Origin of the sequence: Sphaerisporangium corydalis (assembly GCF_025506355.1) — a bacterium.
Lineage (GTDB): Bacteria > Actinomycetota > Actinomycetes > Streptosporangiales > Streptosporangiaceae > Sphaerisporangium > Sphaerisporangium corydalis.
Genome location: NZ_JANZYP010000068.1, coordinates 29,339 through 49,900, shown reverse-complemented (window position 1 = coordinate 49,900; position 20,562 = coordinate 29,339). Strand labels below are relative to the sequence as shown.

The 20,562-nt window shown below is 72.2% G+C and carries 16 protein-coding genes; 5 read left to right on the top strand and 11 right to left on the bottom strand.

The genetic code is table 11. The annotated features are described in order from the left end of the window. Nucleotides 1-19: 19 nt before the first annotated feature. From NYZ98_RS33935 to NYZ98_RS33920, 4 genes are all read right to left on the bottom strand, one after another. Entirely contained in the window at nt 20-424 is a 405-nt protein-coding gene (locus tag NYZ98_RS33935) for a hypothetical protein (protein ID WP_262847920.1), read from the bottom strand. Nucleotides 425-596: 172 nt separating this feature from the next. Further along, the gene (locus NYZ98_RS33930; protein ID WP_262847918.1) at nt 597-788 is read right to left on the bottom strand and encodes a DUF397 domain-containing protein; all 192 of its coding nucleotides are present in this window, start codon (nt 786-788) and stop codon (nt 597-599) included. A gap of 9 nt (nt 789-797) precedes the next feature. After that, complete coding sequence (locus NYZ98_RS33925) at nt 798-1,640, bottom strand: helix-turn-helix domain-containing protein (protein ID WP_262847916.1); 843 nt, start codon at nt 1,638-1,640, stop codon at nt 798-800. Between the two features lie 256 nt (nt 1,641-1,896). Then, nucleotides 1,897-3,927, bottom strand: a complete 2,031-nt coding sequence (locus tag NYZ98_RS33920; protein WP_262847914.1) for a HelD family protein — start codon at nt 3,925-3,927, stop codon at nt 1,897-1,899. A gap of 219 nt (nt 3,928-4,146) precedes the next feature. On the opposite strand from NYZ98_RS33920, the gene NYZ98_RS33915 reads away from it, so the two are divergent. Then, nucleotides 4,147-4,440 (top strand): hypothetical protein, encoded by a 294-nt coding sequence (locus NYZ98_RS33915; protein ID WP_262847912.1) that lies wholly within the window; start codon nt 4,147-4,149, stop codon nt 4,438-4,440. Nucleotides 4,441-4,676: 236 nt separating this feature from the next. On the opposite strand, the gene NYZ98_RS33910 is transcribed toward NYZ98_RS33915, so the two are convergent. The 4 genes from NYZ98_RS33910 to NYZ98_RS33895 form a co-directional block, all read right to left on the bottom strand. Continuing rightward, on the bottom strand, nt 4,677-6,323 hold the full coding sequence (locus NYZ98_RS33910; protein WP_262847909.1) for a DNA repair helicase XPB: 1,647 nt from the start codon (nt 6,321-6,323) through the stop codon (nt 4,677-4,679). Between the two features lie 128 nt (nt 6,324-6,451). Beyond that, the gene (locus tag NYZ98_RS33905) at nt 6,452-7,153 is read right to left on the bottom strand and encodes a hypothetical protein (RefSeq protein ID WP_262847907.1); all 702 of its coding nucleotides are present in this window, start codon (nt 7,151-7,153) and stop codon (nt 6,452-6,454) included. Nucleotides 7,154-7,224: 71 nt separating this feature from the next. Further along, entirely contained in the window at nt 7,225-8,757 is a 1,533-nt protein-coding gene (locus NYZ98_RS33900) for an AMP-binding protein (protein WP_262847905.1), read from the bottom strand. Nucleotides 8,758-8,852: 95 nt separating this feature from the next. Continuing rightward, complete coding sequence (locus tag NYZ98_RS33895) at nt 8,853-11,300, bottom strand: helicase C-terminal domain-containing protein (protein ID WP_262847903.1); 2,448 nt, start codon at nt 11,298-11,300, stop codon at nt 8,853-8,855. Nucleotides 11,301-11,515: 215 nt separating this feature from the next. Between NYZ98_RS33895 and NYZ98_RS33890 the strand changes: the two genes are divergently transcribed. Then, nucleotides 11,516-12,688: a hypothetical protein gene (locus tag NYZ98_RS33890; protein WP_262847901.1), complete on the top strand. Its 1,173-nt coding sequence runs from the start codon at nt 11,516-11,518 to the stop codon at nt 12,686-12,688. Here NYZ98_RS33890 and NYZ98_RS33885 read toward each other — a convergent pair. Then, nucleotides 12,636-13,280, bottom strand: coding sequence for a TetR/AcrR family transcriptional regulator (locus tag NYZ98_RS33885; protein ID WP_262847900.1), 645 nt, complete (start codon nt 13,278-13,280; stop codon nt 12,636-12,638). The genes NYZ98_RS33890 and NYZ98_RS33885 overlap by 53 nt on opposite strands. Before the next feature lie 360 nt (nt 13,281-13,640). Here NYZ98_RS33885 and NYZ98_RS33880 point away from each other — a divergent pair, with 360 nt between their 5' ends. Further along, entirely contained in the window at nt 13,641-14,039 is a 399-nt protein-coding gene (locus NYZ98_RS33880; RefSeq protein ID WP_262847899.1) for a cold-shock protein, read from the top strand. A gap of 41 nt (nt 14,040-14,080) precedes the next feature. On the opposite strand, the gene NYZ98_RS33875 is transcribed toward NYZ98_RS33880, so the two are convergent. Next, nucleotides 14,081-15,703: an MFS transporter gene (locus tag NYZ98_RS33875; protein ID WP_262847897.1), complete on the bottom strand. Its 1,623-nt coding sequence runs from the start codon at nt 15,701-15,703 to the stop codon at nt 14,081-14,083. Nucleotides 15,704-15,885: 182 nt separating this feature from the next. Between NYZ98_RS33875 and NYZ98_RS33870 the strand changes: the two genes are divergently transcribed. Both NYZ98_RS33870 and NYZ98_RS33865 read left to right on the top strand, forming a co-directional pair. Continuing rightward, a complete protein-coding gene (locus NYZ98_RS33870) occupies nt 15,886-16,698 on the top strand; it encodes a DUF3027 domain-containing protein (RefSeq protein WP_262847895.1) in 813 nt (270 codons plus the stop codon). Nucleotides 16,699-16,868: 170 nt separating this feature from the next. Next, entirely contained in the window at nt 16,869-19,994 is a 3,126-nt protein-coding gene (locus NYZ98_RS33865) for a sacsin N-terminal ATP-binding-like domain-containing protein (RefSeq protein ID WP_262847893.1), read from the top strand. A 28-nt stretch (nt 19,995-20,022) separates the two neighbouring features. On the opposite strand, the gene NYZ98_RS33860 is transcribed toward NYZ98_RS33865, so the two are convergent. Next, complete coding sequence (locus NYZ98_RS33860; RefSeq protein WP_262847891.1) at nt 20,023-20,310, bottom strand: DUF2530 domain-containing protein; 288 nt, start codon at nt 20,308-20,310, stop codon at nt 20,023-20,025. Nucleotides 20,311-20,562: the final 252 nt, after the last annotated feature.

Below are 20,562 nucleotides of genomic sequence, written 5' to 3'. Positions count from 1 at the left end.
GGGCCGCTCCCCGGTGGGGTCACCCGCCGGGGAGTTCCTCGGCCGCGCCGGTCCTCGGGCGCCGGGTCAGCACGGAGACGGCCAGCACGGGCACGGAGATCGCGGCGGTGATGATCCCGCAGGTGAGCAGGGACAGGGAGGTGAGGTAGGCGAGCGCGACGAAGATCAGCGGGACGATGACGAGGCTGTCCAGCCTCGGATGCACCTGCGCCCAGGACGTCCACCACTTCAGGGTCAGCCCTACGACGATCAACAGGCCGTAGAGGACGCCCGCGGCGATGCCGACCACCGGGCCGCGCTCGCGCGCGAGGTCGACGGCCACCATGCCGTAGATGGGAATCAGCAGCAGGCTGAACCACTTCGGGGGGCGGCGCCAGTCGAAAACGTGTTTCTTCGAATGCACGGGGTCATCAGGTGAATCCATGAGAAGTCTCCCCCTGGAGGGGCGCCGCCGTCAGGGGGCGGCACCGTACACCTCAATTGATAAGGCGCGTCGCTTGCAGGCCGCTTTCAGCGCGCCTGATCGTTGAGCGAGGTGGTCCCCGGTACGCCGGGGCGCCTGTGTCGAGGACCACCCTTAACGGTCTTCTCGTGGTTCAGCGGAGCCGATCGCCCTTGACACCGCCGATGAATTCCTGCCACTCATTCTCGCTGCAGCGCAGCATCGGCCCGCTCGGGTTCTTGCCGTCCCGTACGACACGGCCGCCGCGAAGGCCGGCCACCTCGACGCAGTTGTCGTCCGTGCCGCTGTGACTGCTCTTGTGCCAGGTGAGCATGCGTAAGTCCACGGTTCTCGTTTACCTCGTCTGTCCATCCATCAGGGTGGTCATGTACGCGGCCGACTCCTCGGGAGAAAGGGCCGACGTCGACACGTGATTGAAAATCAGGCTATACCGCTGATACTCCTCTGGTTGCTCCAGCCAGAGGCTGTCGGTCGCCGTCGCCATGTACACCAGACTGGGGTCGCCCGGGAAGTCCAGAATGACGAAGGGACCGGCGGTCACCGCGGAATGCGCGCCGACCGTGTTCGGGACGACTTGAATCGTGATATTCGGCCGGACCGCCATGGTGATGAGATGGGCGAGCTGGTCGCGCATCACCGACTTTCCGCCTATCAACTTGAGAAGCGCGGCCTCGTCGATAAGCGCCATGAGCGAGGGGGGGTCCTCGCGGTCGAGGATCTGCTGCCGGGCGCGCCTGGCCTCGACGTGCCGGCCGACGACGGCGTCGTCGAGGACCTGGCTTCCCCGGAAGACCGCCGCGGTGTACTCCGGTATCTGGAGCAGGCCGGGGACCAGGACCGCCTCGTAGGTCCTGATGACCGAGGCCCCGGCCTCGAAGGCCGGCAGGTTGCTGCGGAACACGTCTTTGTAATCCGCCCACCACCCCCGCCGGCGCGACTCACGGGCGAGGGTGATGAGAGCTTCCCGCTGACGCTGGTCGGTGACGCCATAGATATCAAGGAGCAGGCGAATGTCGTGGACGTTGGGCAGCTTCCATTCGTTGCGTTCGATTCTGGTGAGTTTGCTGGCCGTCCACTCAAGACGTTTCGCGGCCTCGGTGGAGGTGAGACCGCTTCTCTCTCTCAACTGGCGAAGCGTCGCGGAGAGTTGACGCCGCTTGACCGTCGGACTCTGCACAGTTGCCCTCCTGCTGGTATGTGCAAATCGCCCAATCTAGGTCAGGATGCTTAAAACGGAAAATTATCACTGTTCCGATTTAGGTATTGCGTTTAAATGGCGCGCGCATCCGTGGCGGCGATTGTTCACCGTTCCGCCGCCGTAGGGCGGCACCGGTATCTCTTTATCACCTTCCACCGCTTCGGCGCCGGACATGAGTGGAAGACGATCTCCGCGACGACTCGCCGTGACCGGGGCCGTGATCGCCCGGTGCGGATCAGCTCAGATGCGGGGGCAGGTCGCGGACGTGCAGGACGGTGAGGGAGGTGACGGCCCGGGTCAGGACGACGTAGAGACGGGCCAGGCCGCGGGGTTCGGCGTCGACGATGTCCGCCGGCTCGGCGACCACGACGTGGTCGTACTCCAGGCCCTTGGCCAGGGAGGCGGGGATGAGGGAGATCCGCTGCTCGGGAGAGGAGTCGGGTCCGAGCACGTCGTGCGGGACCCCGGCCGCCGCGAGGCAGGACGCGAGCGCGGGGACGGCGGCGTCGGCCGCGATCACGCCGATCGAGCCCTCGTGCCCGGCGTACTCCCGCACGGCCGCCGTGACGGCCTCGGCCAGGTCGGCGGTGCGCCGTACGGACAGGGAGCCGGCGCCGGGGCGCAGGGAACGGGGGGCCGCCAGGGTGGGCGCCACCGACGGGAGCAGGCGGGCGGCGAAGTCGAGCACCTCCCGGGGGACGCGGAAGCCGAGGGTCAGCTCGGTCACCGCGCCGTCGGTGAAGCCGAGGTGCCCGAGCACCTCCTCCCAGGACCGGGCCGACCACGGGGTGGTGCCCTGGGCGAGGTCGCCGAGCACGGTGGCCGAGCCGGTGCGGCAGCGCCGGCCGAGCGCGCGGAGCTGCATGGCCGACAGGTCCTGCGCCTCGTCCACGACGACGTGCCCGAGCGTGGGCGTGCGCTCGAGGAGGTCGGCCAGCTCGTCCAGCAGGGCCGCGTCGGCGGCGGACCACTTGGCCGACTTCCACGACCGTGGCGGCCTGGCCCACAGCAGCGTCTCGCGCTCCCCGGCCGTCAGGTCGTCCTTGGCGGCGCGCGCGAGGAACTCGGCGTCGGACAGCAGCCGGAACAGCACCTGCCCCGGGGTCACGCGCGGCCACACCTGGTCGATGATCTGCTTGACGGGCTTGGAGCGGGCCACCGCGTCCTGCACGCGGTCGTCGGGCGACTCGCCGCGCTGTTCCATCCGGACCAGGACCGCGTGCGCCAGCCGCTGGGCGAGCGCCGCGCGCCCGGGGCCGTACCGGGTGGTCCCGCGCAGGGAGGCGACCATCTCGCGGACCTCGTGGTCGGGGACCCGGAACCGGTTGACGCCACGGGTGATCAGCAGGCCCTCCTCGGGCTTGCTGATGTGCATCCACAGCGCGCGGTGCAGGACCGGCGCCATCCGGGCGTCGCCCTTGATGGTGGCGACGGTGGCGTCCTCGCTCGCGGAGTGGTCGCCGACGAGCCCGGCGACGGTGGTCTGGTCGACCTTCACCTCGCCAAGGGCGGGCAGCACCGAGGAGATGTAGGACAGGAAGGCGCGGTTCGGCCCGACGATCATCACACCGGACCTGGCCAGCTTCTCGCGGTGCGTGAACAGCAGGTACGCGGCCCGGTGCAGGCCGACGGCGGTCTTCCCCGTGCCGGGCGCGCCCTGGACGCAGACGGTCTGGCCGAGGTCGGCGCGGACGATCTCGTCCTGGTCGGGCTGGATGGTGGCCACGATGTCGCGCATCGGGCCGGTGCGCGGCCGCTCGATCTCCTCGGTGAGGATCCTGGACTCCCGGAGCGGCACGCCCTGGTCGAGCGGCTCGTCCTCGTACGCGGTCAGCTCGCCGCCGTGGAACCCGAAGCGCCGGCGGCGGCGCACGTTCATCGGGTCGGACGGGCGGGCCTGGTAGAAGGCTCGGGAGACCGGCGCACGCCAGTCGATCACCAGGGCGCGGCTGTTGTCGTCGTGCACGTGGCGGCGCCCGACGTGGATGGTCATGGGGAGATCGTCGTCGCCGGTCCTGTCGAGGCGGCCGAAGAACAGCGGGGTGTCGGGGTGGTCGGCGAGCGCGGCCACGCGCTGGTCGAGCAGACCTTGCAGGACCTGGCGCGACACCCAGTCGCCCGCGGCGTCGGCCGACAGCGAGCCAGCGTGCTCGCGCATCGCCCGGAGCGCGGCGCGCGAGGTGGTGAGGTGGGCCCGCTCGGCGGACAGGACGTCAGAGGGGTCGTCGTCGCCGGATATGTCGGGGGCCAATTGGTGTCCGGGCATGCTGAAGGGCTCCTTGGGGGCCGGAGGGCGGTGGACAAAGGCAGCGAACCAACAAGCCTATATGGTTACGCCTGGTCGCCGGCGTGCTCGATGGCCCGGGCCCGCCCGGATGGCCGTACGATGTATTGCTTGTCCGGAGTTTGCCGACTCTTGAGCGTTGGGTACGCCGTGAGGGTGATGACACGTACTCAGGTGGGGGTCTCGCCTGTTATTCCCGCCGTGGCCAATCTGCTCCTCGGCGGGTTGTGGACGTTCTCGGTCTTCGCGGGATGGGGGCTGGCCGCGTTCTGTGGAAAAGGGGAGTCGCCCGACTCGTGCATGGAACGGCTGACCATGGTCTCCACGATGTCGGGGCTGTTCGCGTTCGTGGCCGCCATCTGCACGGCGGCGGGACTGCTGCCACCGGTAATGCGCAGATTTCCGGAAAAGTCGCTCGTGCTCGTCGGGATCGCCACCGCCTCCTGGCTAATCGCCCTGGCGGTGCTTTACGTCGGCGGGCTGGTCGGCCGGTGACCCCGGCAACACGTTCCGTTAATACATACCAAAATCGCGATAAAGCATGACAGTCGCGGTGGCCGGGTTAGAACATTGGGTACGTCGCAGTTGGCGCTGTGGGGGCCAACAAGCGAGGGGGTGAGGCGATTGCACAGGGCCGAAGGTCTTTCCTGGACCTGAATACCCGTCCTGTGAACAAAGGTTTTCAGGGGACGGGTGCAGGGGGGGGACGGCGTGCCGCTCAGCGAATCAGTTCACTCGCTGGCGAGCACGTCGTCCGCGTCGATTATTTGATAGGCATAACCTTGTTCGGCGAGAAAGCGTTGCCGGTGCGCCGCGAAATCCTGGTCGACGGTGTCCCGGCTGACGACTGAATAGAAACGCGCCCCGCCGCCGTCCGCCTTCGGGCGGAGCACGCGCCCGAGCCGCTGCGCCTCCTCCTGGCGCGAGCCGAACGTCCCCGACACCTGGATGGCGACCGACGCCTCCGGCAGGTCGATCGAGAAGTTCGCGACCTTGGAGACCACCAGCACCTGGATCTCCTTCTCGCGGAAGGCCTGGTACAGCCGCTCCCGCTCCTTCACCCGCGTCTCGCCCTTGATCACCGGGGCGTCGAGATGCTCGGCCAGCTCGTCGAGCTGGTCGATGTACTGCCCGATGACCAGCACCTGTTCGCCGGCGTGCCGCCGAACCAGCGTCTCGGTGACCCGGGTCTTGGACGGCGTCGTCGCGCAGAACCGGTAGCGGTCCTCGGCCTCGGCCATCGCGTACGCCAGCCGCTCCTGGTCGGTGAGGGTGACCCGGACCTCCACGCAGTCGGCGGGGGCGATCCAGCCCTGGTTCTCCATCTCCTTCCACGGCGCGTCGTACCGCTTCGGGCCGATGAGGGAGAACACGTCCCCCTCGCGGCCGTCCTCGCGGACGAGCGTCGCGGTGAGCCCGACCCGCCTCCTGGCCTGGAGGTCGGCGGTCATCCGGAAGATCGGCGCGGGCAGCAGGTGGACCTCGTCGTAGATCACCAGGCCCCAGTCGCGCGCGTCGAAGAGCTCAAGGTGCCGGTAGACGCCCTGCCGCCGGGTCGTCATCACCTGGTAGGTGGCGATGGTGACCGGCCTGATCTCCTTCTTGGTCCCGGTGTACTCGCCGATCTCGTCCTCGGTCAGCGAGGTGCGCTTGAGCAGCTCCTGCTTCCACTGGTGGGCGGAGACCGTGTTGGTGACCAGGATGAGCGTCGTCGCCTGGGCGTGCGCCATCGCCGCCGCGCCCACGATCGTCTTGCCGGCGCCACAGGGCAGCACGACCACGCCCGACCCGCCGTGCCAGAACGCGTCCGCCGCCTCCCGCTGGTAGGAGCGAAGCGTCCAGTCGTCCTCGGTCAGCGTGATCTCGTGGTACTCGCCGTCGACGTACCCCGCGAGGTCCTCGGCCGGCCAGCCGAGCTTCAGCAGGGCCTGCTTGATGTTGCCGCGCTCGCTCGGGTGGACGACCACCGAGTCCTCGCCGAGGCGCTCGCCCAGCATCGGCTGGATCTTCCTGGCGCGCAGCACCTCTTCGAGGACGGCCTTGTCGGTGCTGGTCAGCGTCAGGCCGTGGTCCTCGCTCTTCTCCAGCCTGAGCCGGCCGTACCTGGACATCGTCTCGGCGATGTCCACGAGCAGCGCGTGGGGCACGGGGTAGCGGCTGAACTCGATCAGCGCGTCGACGACCTGCTCGGCGTCGTGCCCGGCGGCCCGGGCGTTCCACAGCGCCAGCGGCGTCACGCGGTAGGTGTGGACGTGCTCGGGCGCCCGCTCCAGCTCCGCGAAGGGCGCGATGGCCTTGCGGCACTCGTCGGCTCGCTCGTGCTCGACTTCGAGCAACAGCGTCTTGTCCGACTGGACGATCAGCGGGCCATCAGACACGTTTCCTTCTCCCGGTTCGCCTACGGCCACCGTGCTGGCGGTCCCGTCCGCTTATCCAACAAGAGAGCGGGCCGGATCAGTCCCGTTTTCCCTCGGCTTGACGCTCTGGCGCGCGGCGTGGCGCCCGGTCAGGAGTTGGTGACGCCGATGATGATGATGGTGGCGATGCCGCCGACCAGGAGCACCACGTTGATCCCGATGCTGATCCAGCACCACTTCAGCAGCGACCTCGCCCCGGGGGGATCGGTGTCGGCCTTGCCGAGCGCGATGCCGGCCAGGATGGCGCCGGCGATGCCGCCCAGCGAGACGTAGCAGCTCATCGCCAGCACGAGGCTGATGACCAGGGCGACGATGGCGTGCGTCCGCTGGCTGTCCGCCGGGGGCCTCGGCGGGTAGCCGTACGGGGGGCCGTAACCGTAGGGCTGGCCGTAGCCCTGCTGCCCGTACCCGGGCTGGCCGTACGGGCCCTGGGAGGGCGTGCCGTAGGACGGGTCGTATCCGGCCGCGTACGGGTTCTGGCCCGGCGGGGGGTACCCCTCCTGCGGGGCGTACCCCTGCTGCGGCGGGTATCCCTGCTGGTCGTAGGTGGGCTGGGCGTATCCCTGCCGGTCGTGCGGCTGGTCGTACGGCGAGGAGTGGTCCTGGTCGTACGGCGACCCGGCGGGCGGCCGGTCGTAGGGCCGCTGGTCGTACGGCGACTGGGCGCCGCCGCCGTACGGTTCGCCGTCCGGCGGCCGGTCGCCGTACGCGTCGTGCCCGCCGGGCGGTCCGTAGGGACTCTGCCAGTCCTTCGGATCCTGACCGGATTGCTCGGGAGGGCCGCTGCTCACGTTGCTCTCACTTCTATGGCAATACGAATATGCCAAGCTTTACCAGTTATATCCCCACTACGCGGTGCGTTTCAGATGAACCGCGAGCGCAGGAGCTTCCTGTCGAGTTTCAGGACGCTGGTCACCGGAATCTCCTCGACGAAATGCACCTCACGCGGATAGCGCACCCTGCCCAGTCGTTCCCTGGCCCAGTCCATCAGGCCGTCCGCCGTGACCGAGCCGCCCGGCCTGAGCTGGACGAAGGCCACGACCTCCTCGCCGAGCCTGGCGTCGGGGCGGCCCACCACGCCCGACAGCGCGACGTCGGGATGCCTGTTCAGCTCGTCCTCGACGTCGCGGGGGAAGATGTTGAAACCGCCGCGGATGATGAGGTCCTTCTTGCGGTCGACCACGAAAAGGTAGCCGTCGTCGTCCATGCACCCGATGTCCCCGGTGCGTAGTTCGCCGTCCACCAGCGCGTGGCCGCTCTCGTCGGGCGACCGCCAGTACCCCCGCATGATCGAGTCGCCCCGCACGCAGATCTCGCCGATATCGCCCTGCTCCACCGGCTCCCCGTCGTCGTCCCTGATCGTGATCGTGTATCCGGGGAGCGGCAGCCCCGCGCTTCCGGTCTTCCTGGCGTCCAGCGGGTTGAACGTCGTCACCGCGCTGGTCTCGGTCAGGCCGTACCCCTCGATGACCCGCACCGAGGGCACGCGCCGCTCGAACTCCGCGAGCACCTCGCGCCCGAGCGGCGCCGCGCCGCACGTCAGGTAGAGCAGGTCGGGCATCGGCGTGCTCTCCAGCGGCTCCGCCAGCAGCTCACTCAGCATCGTCGGCACCACCGCGCCGTACTGGACGCGCTGCTCGGTCGCGAGCTGGAGGAACGCCTTCGGCGTGAACCACCGCATGAGCACGGTGTGCACGGGCTCGGGGGAGTGCATCTTGGTGATCGCGATGATCAGGCCGTAGGAGTGCGAGAGCGGCACGGGCACGATGGCCCGGTTCACCTCTGGCCGGTAGGTGAGGTCGTGCGCGGCCTTGGAGACGTGCCACAGGCCCGCGTGGCTGAGCATGACGCCCTTGGCGCGGCCGGTGGTCCCCCCGGTGTACATCAGGGCCGCGAGGTCGTCCTCGTCGCGGACCGCCGCCCCCGCCTCCGCGGCCTCCTCCAGCTCGGCGAAGGAGGTGACCCGCCGGCCGCCGTCCACCGGGTCGCCGGTCACCGGGTCGCCGGTCACGACCACCGCGACGTCCAGGCCCTCGGTCGCCGCCAGCACCGCCGGCAGCAGCTCGGCGGAGGCGATCAGCGCGCGCGGCTCGCTGTCGGTGACGATGTGCCGCAGCTCCTCGGCGCCGACGAGGAACACCACGGGGGTCACGACCGCGCCGGCCGCCCACAGCGCCTGGTAGGCGATCTGGACCTCCGGGCAGCTCACCATCATCACCACGACCCGGTCCCCCGGCAGCACGCCGAGCGCCTTCAGACCGCCGGTGACCCGCCTGGCGCGCCCCGCGAGGTCGTGGCCGCGATGCCAGACCCCCTCGTAGTAGAGCGCGTCGTGGTCACCGAGCCTGTTCCACGAATCTTCCGCAAGCCGGCCGAGCGTACGTTCCGAGCTCATCGCGCTCACCTTCTCCCAGGGGGATTTACTCCTTCGCACGCCAAACTGATCCGGTCGGTGAACACCGTCAACCCTTCCGGCGGCGGAGATCGTGATCAGCCGACGTCGGCGACGCCGGTGATGCGGTGAAGTGCGAAGCGGTGGACGGCCGCGCGGGTCTCGTCGTACGCCGTGAGGTAGCCGCCCTCCATACGGGCGGGCTCCAGGATGCGGCTGGTGGCGTGACCCTGCGAGTCGAGGTAGCCGATCCAGACGCGGGCCCCCTGCCGGATGGCCTCCTGCAGCGCGAGGACCGTGCTCGTCGAGGGCGAGCGCGGCACCTGGCCGTCGGGGGCCGCCACCGGCTTCCTGCGTGCCTGGTGGGCCTCGTCGCCCGCCCGCACGGCCCGTATCGCCGCCGCGACCAGGTCGGGGTCGGGACCGGCCGGGCCGAGCGACGGCCGGGCCGAGGACGGCCGTTCGGTGCGCCGCGCGTCGGAGCGGGTCACCAGCACGTCGCCGTCGGAGGACTCGGCCACCGGGGAGTACCCGATGGCGCGCAGTGAGTCGACCACCGCCGCCCGCGTGCTCCTGGACGCCACCACCGTGGGCGCCAGCCGCCGCAGCCGCAGCGCCACCGCACGCTTGTCGGCCATCACCTCGTCCAGCACCGACGGGTCGTCGCAGCGGACGTAGGCGCTGGCGGTGCCCACCCGGATGCGGCCGTGCCGGCGGGCCACGTCGGTCACCAGGTAGCGGAGTGGCTGGGGGAGCGGGGTCGTGGAGTGCTTCTCCAGCATGGTGATCAGGTCGTCCGCGCTGGACCCGGCGTCCAGCGCGCGGCGGATCGACCCCTCGCCGAACCGGTAGACGGTCGCGCCGCCCTTGGACTCGACGTCGGCGGCGAGCGTCAGCCAGCGTCCCAGCTCGCTGGTCAGCGGGCCGGGGGCGACGGCGGTCAGGTCGGCCTGGAGCACCACATGGTCGACGGGCTCGGGCAGCAGCGGCGCCAGCAACTGGGCGGGGGTGGCCGGCGCGACGGCCCGGCTCCTGGAGGACGGGCTCCTGGGGGGCTTCGCGGGCTCCGGGGAGCTCGCGGGCAGCAGCTCACGGCCGAAGACGGACATGACGCCGAGCCCGGTGAACCCGAGCTGCTCGGCCTCGCGCAGCGTGAAGTCCACCAACTGGTCGCGGTAGGTGCCCCGGCGGCGCGGCTGCTCGAACGCCAGCCGCTCGCGCACGCTGCCCGCCGACGGCGCGAGCCCCTGGCCCGCCGAGGCGACCACCCGCAGCGTGCGCAGGCGCACCTCGGCGGCGGCCGGCCTGCGCAGCTCGGGGTGCAGGACGTTCAGCAGGCGGTCGCGGTCGTCACGCTCGCCCGCGAGCCCAGGGACCCGGTCACCGGCCAGCCAGGCCGCCGCCAGGGCCTCCCAGCGGTCCTCGGTGGCCTTGACGCGCCAGCCGTCGTAGGCGGTGGTCGGGAGCCATTCGCCGTCGGCGGGGGCGCTGGAGGCGACCAGGCCCGCCGCGTGAGCCACCTCGACCACCAGGGCGGTGATCCACTCGGGGGCGTCCAGGAGCTGCACGGTCTTCTTCATGTCGCGCACGGAAAGGCCGCCCGCGCGCAGCGTGCCCGGCGGGTCGACGCTCCAGCGCTCGCACAGCTCCTCGGCCATGCGCACGAAGGAGAACGCCTGCCCCGCGGCGGTGCGGTCCGCGAGGCCCTGCTCGCGCCCCGCGCCGTCGAGCGCGGGCGCCTCCGGGCGCAGGTCGCGGTGGATGCGTCCGCCGCGCAGGGCCAGCCCGACCTCGCGGGGCAGCACGACGCTGTCCTCGCCCGTGGCGGCGAGCAGGCCGCGGGCCAGGAGCTGCTCGATGGGCGACTGGGCCGTCGCCACGCTCACCTCGCGGCGGGCGTTCGGCAGCCGTCCGGCCGGCGGGCCCCACGCCAGCTCGTCCAGGGCGGCGCGGGCCTGCGGGCCCACGTCGTCCAGCAGGCGGCCGACGACGCCGCCCTCGGCCAGCAGCCCGGCCAGCCGCTCGGCCGCCACCTCGCCCTGGCCGTCCTTGCCGCGGTGGACGGCCCTGATCAGCTCCTGGAGGCGTTCCGGCGGGTGGTGCCTGAAGGCCTCGATGGCCGGCGGCCCGAGGCCGGCGGGCGCCTCGGAGACCTCGCGCACCCCGGGGGCGAGCCGCAGAGCGGTGTCGGGGCCGTACAGCAGGGCCATCGTGCGCAGATGGTCGACGGCCTCGCGCAGGGCGCCGTCGAGCCGGCCCGCCTCGCCGGACCGCACGGACCTGGCGACCGCCTTGCGGAGATCCTTGTACGGCAGCCCGGCGCCGTCCTGTTCCGTGAGCACCAGAAACGTCTCCACCACCGCGAGGGCGAAGCGGTCGAGCCGGTCCAGGGCACGACCGGCCGCCGACGGGCTGGTCGCCCGGATCACCAGGCCTTCCAGGTGTGCGGGGACGGGGGTGATCAGCTCGGGACGCGTCGTCACCAGAGCGCGCAGCCGGTCGTCCGCCAGGCCGCGCAGCCATTCAGTGAAGTCGGTGTTCGTCACGGTCCACCGAACCCCCTGTCACCCGTCACCGCACGCCCCACCGGGTGGGACCGTCCCTCCATCGTAGGAGCCCACGGACCATCGCACGCCAGTTGGCTGATCACCGAAACATCCCGATACGGCCTGCCAATTCACCGAGCCGTGCGGAGCGGGCGTATGCGGACGGTCATTTCCGCGCAGCGGATGGTCATTTCCGGGAAAGGATGCGCGGGCCGATGGGCTCGGGCAGTATGACGAGGGTGATCGAGCGCGCCGACCAGCTCGTCCTGGAATTCGTCAGCAAGGTGGCGGACGCCTCCCATGGTGTGCTCCGGACCGAGCAGCGGCTCGACTTCGTGGGGCGGCTGCGCTCCCGCATCGAGGAGGAGCGGCGCGGCAGCGCCGACCTCGCCGCCGTCCGCAAGGTCATCGCGATGTTCGGGGAGCCCTCGGCGCTGCTCCAGCGGGAGATCCAGCGGCTGGCCGCCGCCGAGCAGGAGGCCGCACGCCGTTCTCGCGAGACCCAGGCCACCACCCCGCCGCCCGTCCCTCGGCCGGTCCCCCGGGCCCGGGCCGACGCCGCCGCCTCGGCGCCGCGCATCGTGGACGACTACGGCGACTCCGCGACCGAGGTCTTCCCCGCCGTCGACACCGAAGGCGCCCCGGCCGCCGAGACCGAGCCGCCCCGGCAGCCCCGCCCTTCACGCGCCGGGCCGCCGCTGCCGCGCGGATCGGCCCCGCTGCCGCGCAACGCCACCTTCGGCCCCCCGCCGCGCAAGGGGCCGTTCGGTTCCGCTCCGCGCAAGGGGCCGTCCGGCTCGGCGCCGGTGCGGCGCCCGTCCGGCTCGTCGCCCCTTGAGCGCCCGTCCCGCCCTGTGCCGCGCGAGGACCCGTTCGGCCCGGTGCCGCGCGAGGCGCCGGTGCCGATCATGACCCGCCTGCGCCGGGCCGCGATGGCCGGCGCGAACCCCATGGCCACCGACGGGCGCGACGCGCGCACCATCTTGCTCAACGACCGGCGCGAGGTGGCGGCCATGGCGCTGCTCACCCTCGCCGCGCTGCTGATCCCCTTCCCCCTGCCGAACGTCGCGATCTTCCCGCTGCCGGTGCTCGTGTGGGCGGTGGGCGCGCTGACCGTCCTGGCCTGCGAGGGCTGGATCTTCAGGGACCGCATGACCGGGCTCATGGCGCCCATCGCCGCCTACCTCATCGGAGGCGTGGCGCTCGGCGCGCTCAAGGCACCGGAGACGGCCGGCGGCGGCCTGCAGGCGTTCGTCGACTCCTTCTGGCAGGTCAGCGGGCTGATGTTCATGCTCGGGACCGCCGGCGGTGTGCTGTGGCTGGCCTACCGGCTGTTCAACCCGCCACCTCCGCCACCCCGGCGGGGGACTCTCGGGACGGCGCGCTGAGCAGGCCCATCGACAGGGTCACCCAGGAGGCCACGAACCGGTCGCGCTCCACCCGCCCCGGCGGCTCGCCGACCGTCTCAAGGAACAGCCGGTAGTGCACGACGGCGCCGCCGAGCACCGCGCCGATGGCGGGCCAGTCGAGGTCGGCGCCCGCGTACTCGGGCTGGTCGCGGAACCAGGTGGTGATCGCGTCGAACATGGGCTGCGCCAAGCCCTCGCGGACGGTCGCGACCAGTTCGGGGAACTGGCTCAGGTCGCGGAAGAAGACCCGGGTCAGCTCGCTCTCCTCGCGGACCTTCGCCAGGCCCGCCTTGCACAGGTGGGCCAGCCGCTCCTCGATCGGCACCGACGTGCCGGCCGCGCCGACCTCGGCCAGCGTCTCGATGATCTGTGAGCGGGTGCGGGTGGCGTGCTCGTTCATGGCCGCGGCGAGGACCTCGTACTTGGACTTGAAGTGCCGGTACAGCCCGCCCGCCCCCGGCGACAGCCCCGCGGCGGCCTCGATCTCGGCGACCGAGGTGGCCGCGTAACCGCGCTCGGCGAACAACCTCAGGGACTCGTCGATGATCCGTTCACGCGTCGATCTGGTCATGTGGTCCCCACTCGCCTCCGCCGCGTGGCGTGACCGCTCTGCCGGCATGCGGAGGGCCGTCGAATAAGTAAGCCCTTTCTCCCCGCCAAGGTTCCCATAACCGGCACCGGTACGCGTTGCCCATGAGGTTCGGCATGCGTCAAGGAAGGGTCCCTCAGACGCCGGTCGCGGTCCCCAGGCAAGCACCCTCCCGGCGATCACCCGGCCGATGCCGTACGCCCGGGTCCGGCGGGCTTCGCGGGGTCCCGAAAGCCCTGACCGGTCACGGAAATCGGGGCCGATTCGACGGTCATGGGATGCCCCGGGTGGGCATAACCTACATCCATTACCATTCATGACAGTCTGAACGAGGTCACCCCTGTGCCTACTGGCAAGGTCAAGTGGTACGACGCTGACAAGGGCTTCGGTTTCCTCACCCGCGATGACGGCGGTGAGGTCTTCGTGCATTCCTCAGCGCTCCCCAAGGGCGTGGAAGCGCTCAAGCCAGGTCAGAAGGTCGAGTTCGGTGTGGCCGAGGGCCGCCGTGGCCAGCAGGCGCTCTCCGTCCACGTGCTGGAGCAGCCGCCGACGCTCGCCAAGACGGTGAAGCCCAAGGGCAAGCGCAAAAAGCCGGACGAACTCGTCGTCATCATCGAGGACCTGATCAAACTGCTCGACGATGTGTCCAACTCCTACCAGCGCGGCAAGCACCCCGACGCCGCGCACGGCAAGAAGATCGCGACCGTGCTGCGGGCCGTCGCCGACGACATAGACGCCTGAGCGCGCGGGCCCCGGCGGCGTCCACGCCGGGGGCCCACAGATCACCCGTGCGGGTTGGTCAGTGGTTTCGTCGTGCCCTGCACCGGCCTGCCGGGCTCCGCGACCGTGCGGGGCTCGTCCTGGACGGGGTCCGCGTGGGCCGGGGGCCGTGGCGGCCCGGGAGGCGCCTGCGCGTCCGGCGTCCTCGGGGCGCCCGGCTCGCGCGGCGCCTGGGCCTGGGCGGCGCGGATGCGTTCCGAGCGGGTGCGCAGCCTGCGCCGGCGCGTGACGAGCAGCCACGCCAGCGCGGCGACGAGCGCCACCGCGATCACGGCCAGCCCGATCGGGCCCGCCGACCGGCCCGACAGCAGCGACAGCAGCAGCCCGGCCAGGCCGCCCGCCACCCAGGCGATCTGCAGGAGGGCCTCCACCACGCCGAAGGTCGACGAGCGGACCTCCTCGCCGATCTCCCGCTGGACGATGGCGTCGAGCGCGAGCTTGCCCACCTCCTGCGCGAACCCGGCGACCGCCGCCAGCACGACCGCCGTCCACAGGGTGAACAGGAACGCGCTGCCCGTGGCGGTCGCCGTGGCCAGCGCCAGGGCGGCCAGCACGATGATCTGCGGGGAGTGCCCGCGCACCCACGCAGCGACGGCCGCGCCGAGCAGGCCGCCCGCCCCGGCCCCGCCCGCCAGGATCGCGATCATGACCTGTTCCGGCAGCCCGCCGCCGCGCACGTTCCCGTCCTGGACGAGGAAGAGCAGGAAGAACAGCAAGAATCCGGACAGCAGGCGGATCGCGGCGTTCGCCCGCATGGCCTCGCCGACCACCGGGCCGACGTTCAGCAGGGTCCGCCACCGGGGCCGCGCCGTGCCCTCGTCGTCCTCGTCGATGTCCAGGTCGGGGGCGTCGACGTGGCGCGGCAGCCGTACGGCGGCCACACCCGCGACCATGAAGATCACCATCGTGCCGCGCAGCATCCAGGCGGCGCCCAGCCACGCGGTCAGCCCGACGGCGACCGGGGCCGCCACCGCGGCCGACACCAGCGAGAACAGGGCGACCCGCGCGTTCGCCGTCACCAGGCTGATGTCCGCGGGCAGGACGCTCGGCATCGTGGCCGCGCGGCACACGTTGAGCGCCTTGGACAGGACGAGGACGGCCAGCGCGGCCGGGAACAGCGTGAGGCCGTCCGCTGGGCCGATCGCCGCCGCCATCGCCCAGCAGAGCAGCCCCCGCGCGAACAGCGTGCCCGCCATGATGTAGCGGCGGCCGGACCTGAACCGGTCCAGCACGGGCCCGACGAAGGGCGCCACGACGGTGAAGGGCACCATCGTGATCAGCAGGTAGAGGGCCACCTGCCCGCGCGCCTGGTCCACCGGCAGGCCGAACAGCAGGGTGCCGGCCAGGCCGACCGTGATGAGCGCGTCCCCCGCGCTGTGCGCGGCCGTGAGCTCGATCAGGCGCCCGAGCCCCGTGCGGTCGGCGCCCTGGGCGTGGGTCAGCTTGCGGGTGGCGTGGCCGACGCCCCGCCCCGCCCGCGCCGTCCCCCTGGCGGCGGCGCGGCTCGCGCCCGCCGTCTTCCTGGCCGCCGTACGGCTCGCGTGCAGGGTGCCGCGCCCCGCGTCGGCCGCCGAGCGTCCCGCGCGGGCCAGCGAATGTCGAGCTCGGTCCCAGGCACCCGCCATCACATGCGCGTGGACCGGTCACCTGGACTCGTGGCCAGGCGATCCACGCTTCCTCCTCTTGCGTGTTCGGTGACGTCCGCTCGTGGCAGTGGATCTCCCTAATCCGGTGTGCCGCTTTGGTTTACAGTCATACCTGACCCGTCCACGTGATGTCCGCTCGTAGCATGGGTGAGAATTGACGTGTGAGCCGCACCCGTTCCCGCACCTTTGCCGTCGACCAGGCCTGTGCCGCCGCCGTGGACCTGGCCAGGGCCGCCGCCGAGGAGATCGCCCGTCCTGGCGAGGTCGGCGAGCATCTCGGCTTCGAGAGCGAGGCCGAGCGCCTCGTCACGCACTACTTCGCGTGCCTCGACCGCGCCTACCGCGGCTGGCGGTGGGCCATCACGGTCACCCGCGCCTCCCGCGCGCGCAACGTGACGGTGAGCGAGACCGTGCTGCTGCCGGGCGCAGGGGCGCTGCTCCCGCCGGCGTGGGTGCCGTGGAGCGAGCGGCTGCTGCCCGGTGACCTCGGCGTCGGCGACCTGCTCCCGACCTCGGACGACGACGACCGGCTGGCCCCCGGGTTCACCGAGACCGACGACGACTCCGACCATCAGATGATCTTCGAGTACGGGCTCGGCCGGGCGCGGGTGCTCTCGGCGATCGGGCGTGACCGCGCGGTCCACCGCTGGCACGCCGGCGACTCCGGCCCGCACACCCCGCTCGCCCACGCCGCGCCCGCGCAGTGCTCCACCTGCGGGTTCTACTGGCCCCTCGCCGGCGCTCTCCGCCTCGGCTTCGGCGTCTGCGCCAACGAGTACGCCCCCGACGACGGCAAGGTCGTCGCCGCCGACCACGGGTGCGGCGCGCACTCCGAGGCGGCCGTGGTCACCCCGGCCGGCGTCGAGCAGGCCGTGCCCATCCTGGACGATCTCGGCTACGACCTGATGGAGGAGGGCACTCCGGCCGTCGGCTCCGTCGAGGAAGAGGTCTCCGAGCCCCTCGGCCACTCCTGACCCGGTGACCACCCGCCTTCCCCGGCCCTCCCGCCGCTCGACGGGCGGGGTGCGGCCGGCGCCTCGCAGTACGGCGCCTCGCAGTACGGCGGCAGAGCCGGTGAACGCTCACGCACACGTACGGTCTCCGGCGGCGGCCGGCCCACCTCCTCCACCTTGGGACATGACTGGTGACTGACACCTTTGGCACCGAACGCATGCGCACGACCGTCCTCGCCGCCTGGACGGCCTCGCCCGCGAGGTTCCGCGAGGACGCCAACGCCGAGGAGGACTTCGCCCTCGGCGGGTACCGCGACCGGCTGATCGTCGAGCTGGCGCAGAACGCCGCGGACGCGGCCCTGCGCGCCGGCGTCCCGGGACGGCTCCGGCTGACGCTGGAGAACGGGGTGCTGGTCGCCGCCAACACCGGTGCCCCGCTGGACGCCGCCGGTGTCGAGGGCCTGTCCACGCTGCGCGTGTCGGGGAAACGCGACGAGGCGGGGTCGATCGGCCGGTTCGGGGTCGGCTTCGCCGCCGTCGTGTCCGTCTGCGACGAGCCGCTGATCGCCTCGCGCGCCACGGGCGCCGTGCGCTGGTCGCGGGCGGAGACCACCTCCCTGGCCGGCGCCGTGCCCGCCCTGGCCAAGGAGCTCGCCACCCGGGGCGGTCACGTCCCGCTGCTGCGCCTGCCGTTCGAGGCCGGGCCCGTGGAGGTCCCCGAGGGCTTCGACACCGTCATCCGCCTGCCGCTGAGGGACAAGTCGGTCGAGCAGGCCGTCCGGCAGATGCTGGACGAGACGGGCCCGGCGCTGCCGCTGGCGATGCCCGCCCTCGCCGCGATCGAGATCGAGGTGGACGGCGACCCGCGCCAGGTCACGGCCACCGGCTGGCAGGTCGTGGAGGAGTCGGGGCGTTTCACCGCCGAGCAGGTGGCCGAGCTGTTCGCCGACCGGCCGACCGAGGAGCGGACGCGGCCGTTCTGGCTGGTCCGCTGGGCCGTGCCCGCCGACCACGGGCGCCTGCCCAAGGACGTCGCCCCCGTCGTGCACGCGCCGACGCCGAGTGACGAGCCCCTGGACCTGCCGGCGCTGCTCATCGCCACCTTCCCGCTCGCCACCGACCGGCGCCACGTCGCTCCCGGGCCGCTGGCCGACTTCCTCGTCGAGCGGGCCGCCGAGACGTACCTGACCTTGCTCGGGTCGCTGCCGAAGACGCCCCGCCTGCTGGACCTGGTCCCCGGGCTGATGGGCAAGGGCGAGCTGGACGCGGCGATCCGCCGCGCGATCCTGCGCCGGCTTCCCGACACCCCTCTGCTTCCCGCGATCTCGCCGCCGGCCGACGCCTCCGTGCCGGCCGGCGTGCCCGGGTTCGACTTCGGCGACCCTGACGACGGCGGCCGGGCCCCCGCCGCCCCGCGTGACCGGTCCGCGTCCGGTGGTGCGGGGCCGTTCGTGGTGGCCGGGCGGGAGGCGTCCGTCGTGGCCGGGACGGCCGAGTTCCTCGACATGGTCTCCGGCGTGGTGCCCGGCCTGCTGCCGGCCGGCTGGGCCTCGCGGCACCCCGCCCTGACCACGCTCGGGGTCAAACGGGTCGAGCTGGCCGACGTGATCGACATGCTGTCCGGCGACGCCGTCGACGACAGGTCCCCGGCCTGGTGGCGCTCGCTGTACGAGCTGGTGCCCGCCGACGACCGCGAGGCCCTCGGCGCCGTGCCCGTCCCGCTGGCGGACGGCCGCCTGGTCCGCGGCCCGCGCGGCACCCTCATCCTGGCCGACGGATCGTCCCTGGACCCCTCGCTGCTCGGACCGCTCGGCCTGCGCATCGTCCACCCCGACGCCGCCCACCCCCTCCTGCTGCGCCTCGGCGCCGCCGAGGCGACGCCCAAGAGCGTCCTGGACGACCCGCTCACCCGCGCGACCGTCTCCGAGTCCCTCGACAGCTCCGACCCCGAGCCCGTGGCGCAGGCCGTGCTCGCGCTGGTCGACGCGGCCGGGCTGACGGCGGGCGAGGCGCCGTGGCTGTCGGCGCTGGCGCTGCGCGGAGCCGACGGCGAGCTCTACCCGGCGGGCGAGCTGCTGCTCGGCGGGGGTTCCCTGGCGGGCCTGATCGACCAGGACGTGCCGTTCGGCGTCGCCGCCCCGGACCTCGTCGAGCGATACGGCCCGCGCGTCCTCTCGGCCGCGGGGGTGCTGGACGGCTTCGCGGTGGTCAACGACTCCGACGTGCTGCTCGACCCCGACGAGTGCGACCACGACCTCGACGCCGAGGACGAATGGCTCGAAGCGGTGCTCGACGCGCTGCCCGAGGCCGACGTGCCGCCGGTGGCGCGCGAGTTCACCGCGATCCGCGACCTGGAGTACGTCGCCGACTGGCCCTCCGCCCTGGCGCTGCTGTCCCGGCCGCCCCTGCGTGCCGCGCTCCAGCCGCTCCGCGCGCTGGTCAACGGCGAGATCGTCGAGGCGCCGTCGTACACCGCCTGGTGGCTGTCGCACCACCCGGTGCTCGGCGACCGGCGTCCCACCTCGCTGCGCCTGGCCACGGGCGACCCCCTGCTGTACGGGCTGTACGGCGACGCGCCGGAGGGCGTGGACGCGACGGCGCTGGCCATGATCGGCGTACGGACGACGCTCGCCGAGCTCCTCGCCGGGCGCGGCGGCCCGGATGAGCTGCTCGACCTGCTGGCCGATCCGTCCCTGGAGGTCGACCGGGTCCAGCTCCGGTCGCTGTGGATCGCGCTGGCCGCCGTGGAACCCTCCAGGGTCGCCCCGCCGACGGCCGTGCGCGCCGTGCTGAACGGCGAGATCGTCGTCGCGGACGCCGACGACGGCCACGTCATCGGCGGCAACGGGGTCACGCTGGGCGCGGGGGAGGTCCCGCGCGGCCTGGTCCCCGAGGGCGGGCCGGTTGTGGTCGAGGCGCCCGACCTGCTCCCGCTGGTCGCCTCGCGCCCGCTGGTGCTCGCGCCCTTTGACCTGGCCGAGGCGCTGTCGGAGCTGCTCGACCTGCCGGTGATCGGCGAGGAGGTCACCGGAGAGGTCACCTCCTCGGGCGAGCGGCGCCCGGTGCCCGCCCAGGTGCGGTCCCTGCTGCCGACGGCGCCCGCGACCTACGTCGAGCACGCCGAGCTCATGGTCGACGGCGTGCGGGTGCCGTGGCGGTTCTACGAGGGCGCCGTCCACGCGACCGGTGTCGAGGGGCTGGCCCGGGGCCTCGCGTGGGCGAGCGGCCAGTGGGGCGACCGCCTCGCCGTGGCCGCCCTGCTGCGCGACCCGGAGGCGGTCCCACTGCTGCTCGCCGAGGCCGACCTCGACAGCTGATCAGCGGGATGTCAGTGAGGCCATGAGGTCAGGGTGAGGTGTGGCCGTGGACGGACCGGCCCGTGGGGTCGTCCGTCTTCGGCGTGGCCTCGCCCTGGCCGGTGGCGTGGCGGTCACGACGCCAGACGTACGCGCACCCGAAGATCCCGAGCCCGATGCCGGCCACGCACGTCCAGATCCACCATTGGTGGTCGGGCGAAGGGTTCATGATCAGGATCACGACGAGCGCCACGACCCACAGGCCCGTACCCGCGAGAATCGTCGCGGTGTCGTTGGTCTCCAGCGGAGAGGGGTCCGGGGGGCGCGGCTCGTTCACACACTCCACCCTAGGCGAGAACGTTTCTCGCGTTGCTCGCCGGGGCGGCCGACCTCCAAGGACGCCGGGCCGGCCTGCCGCGGAACCCACGGCGGCCGCACGTCCGGCGTTCCACGATCGTCAGTCGATCTTCCGCCGACCTGCGGTGACCGCCCTCGGATCCAAATCATGAACAAATTGGTCTCATTCAGACGACGAGCGCCTCGGGGGTCTTGGCGGCTGTGGTATCGCCTGCCACTCTGCCCGCGTGAG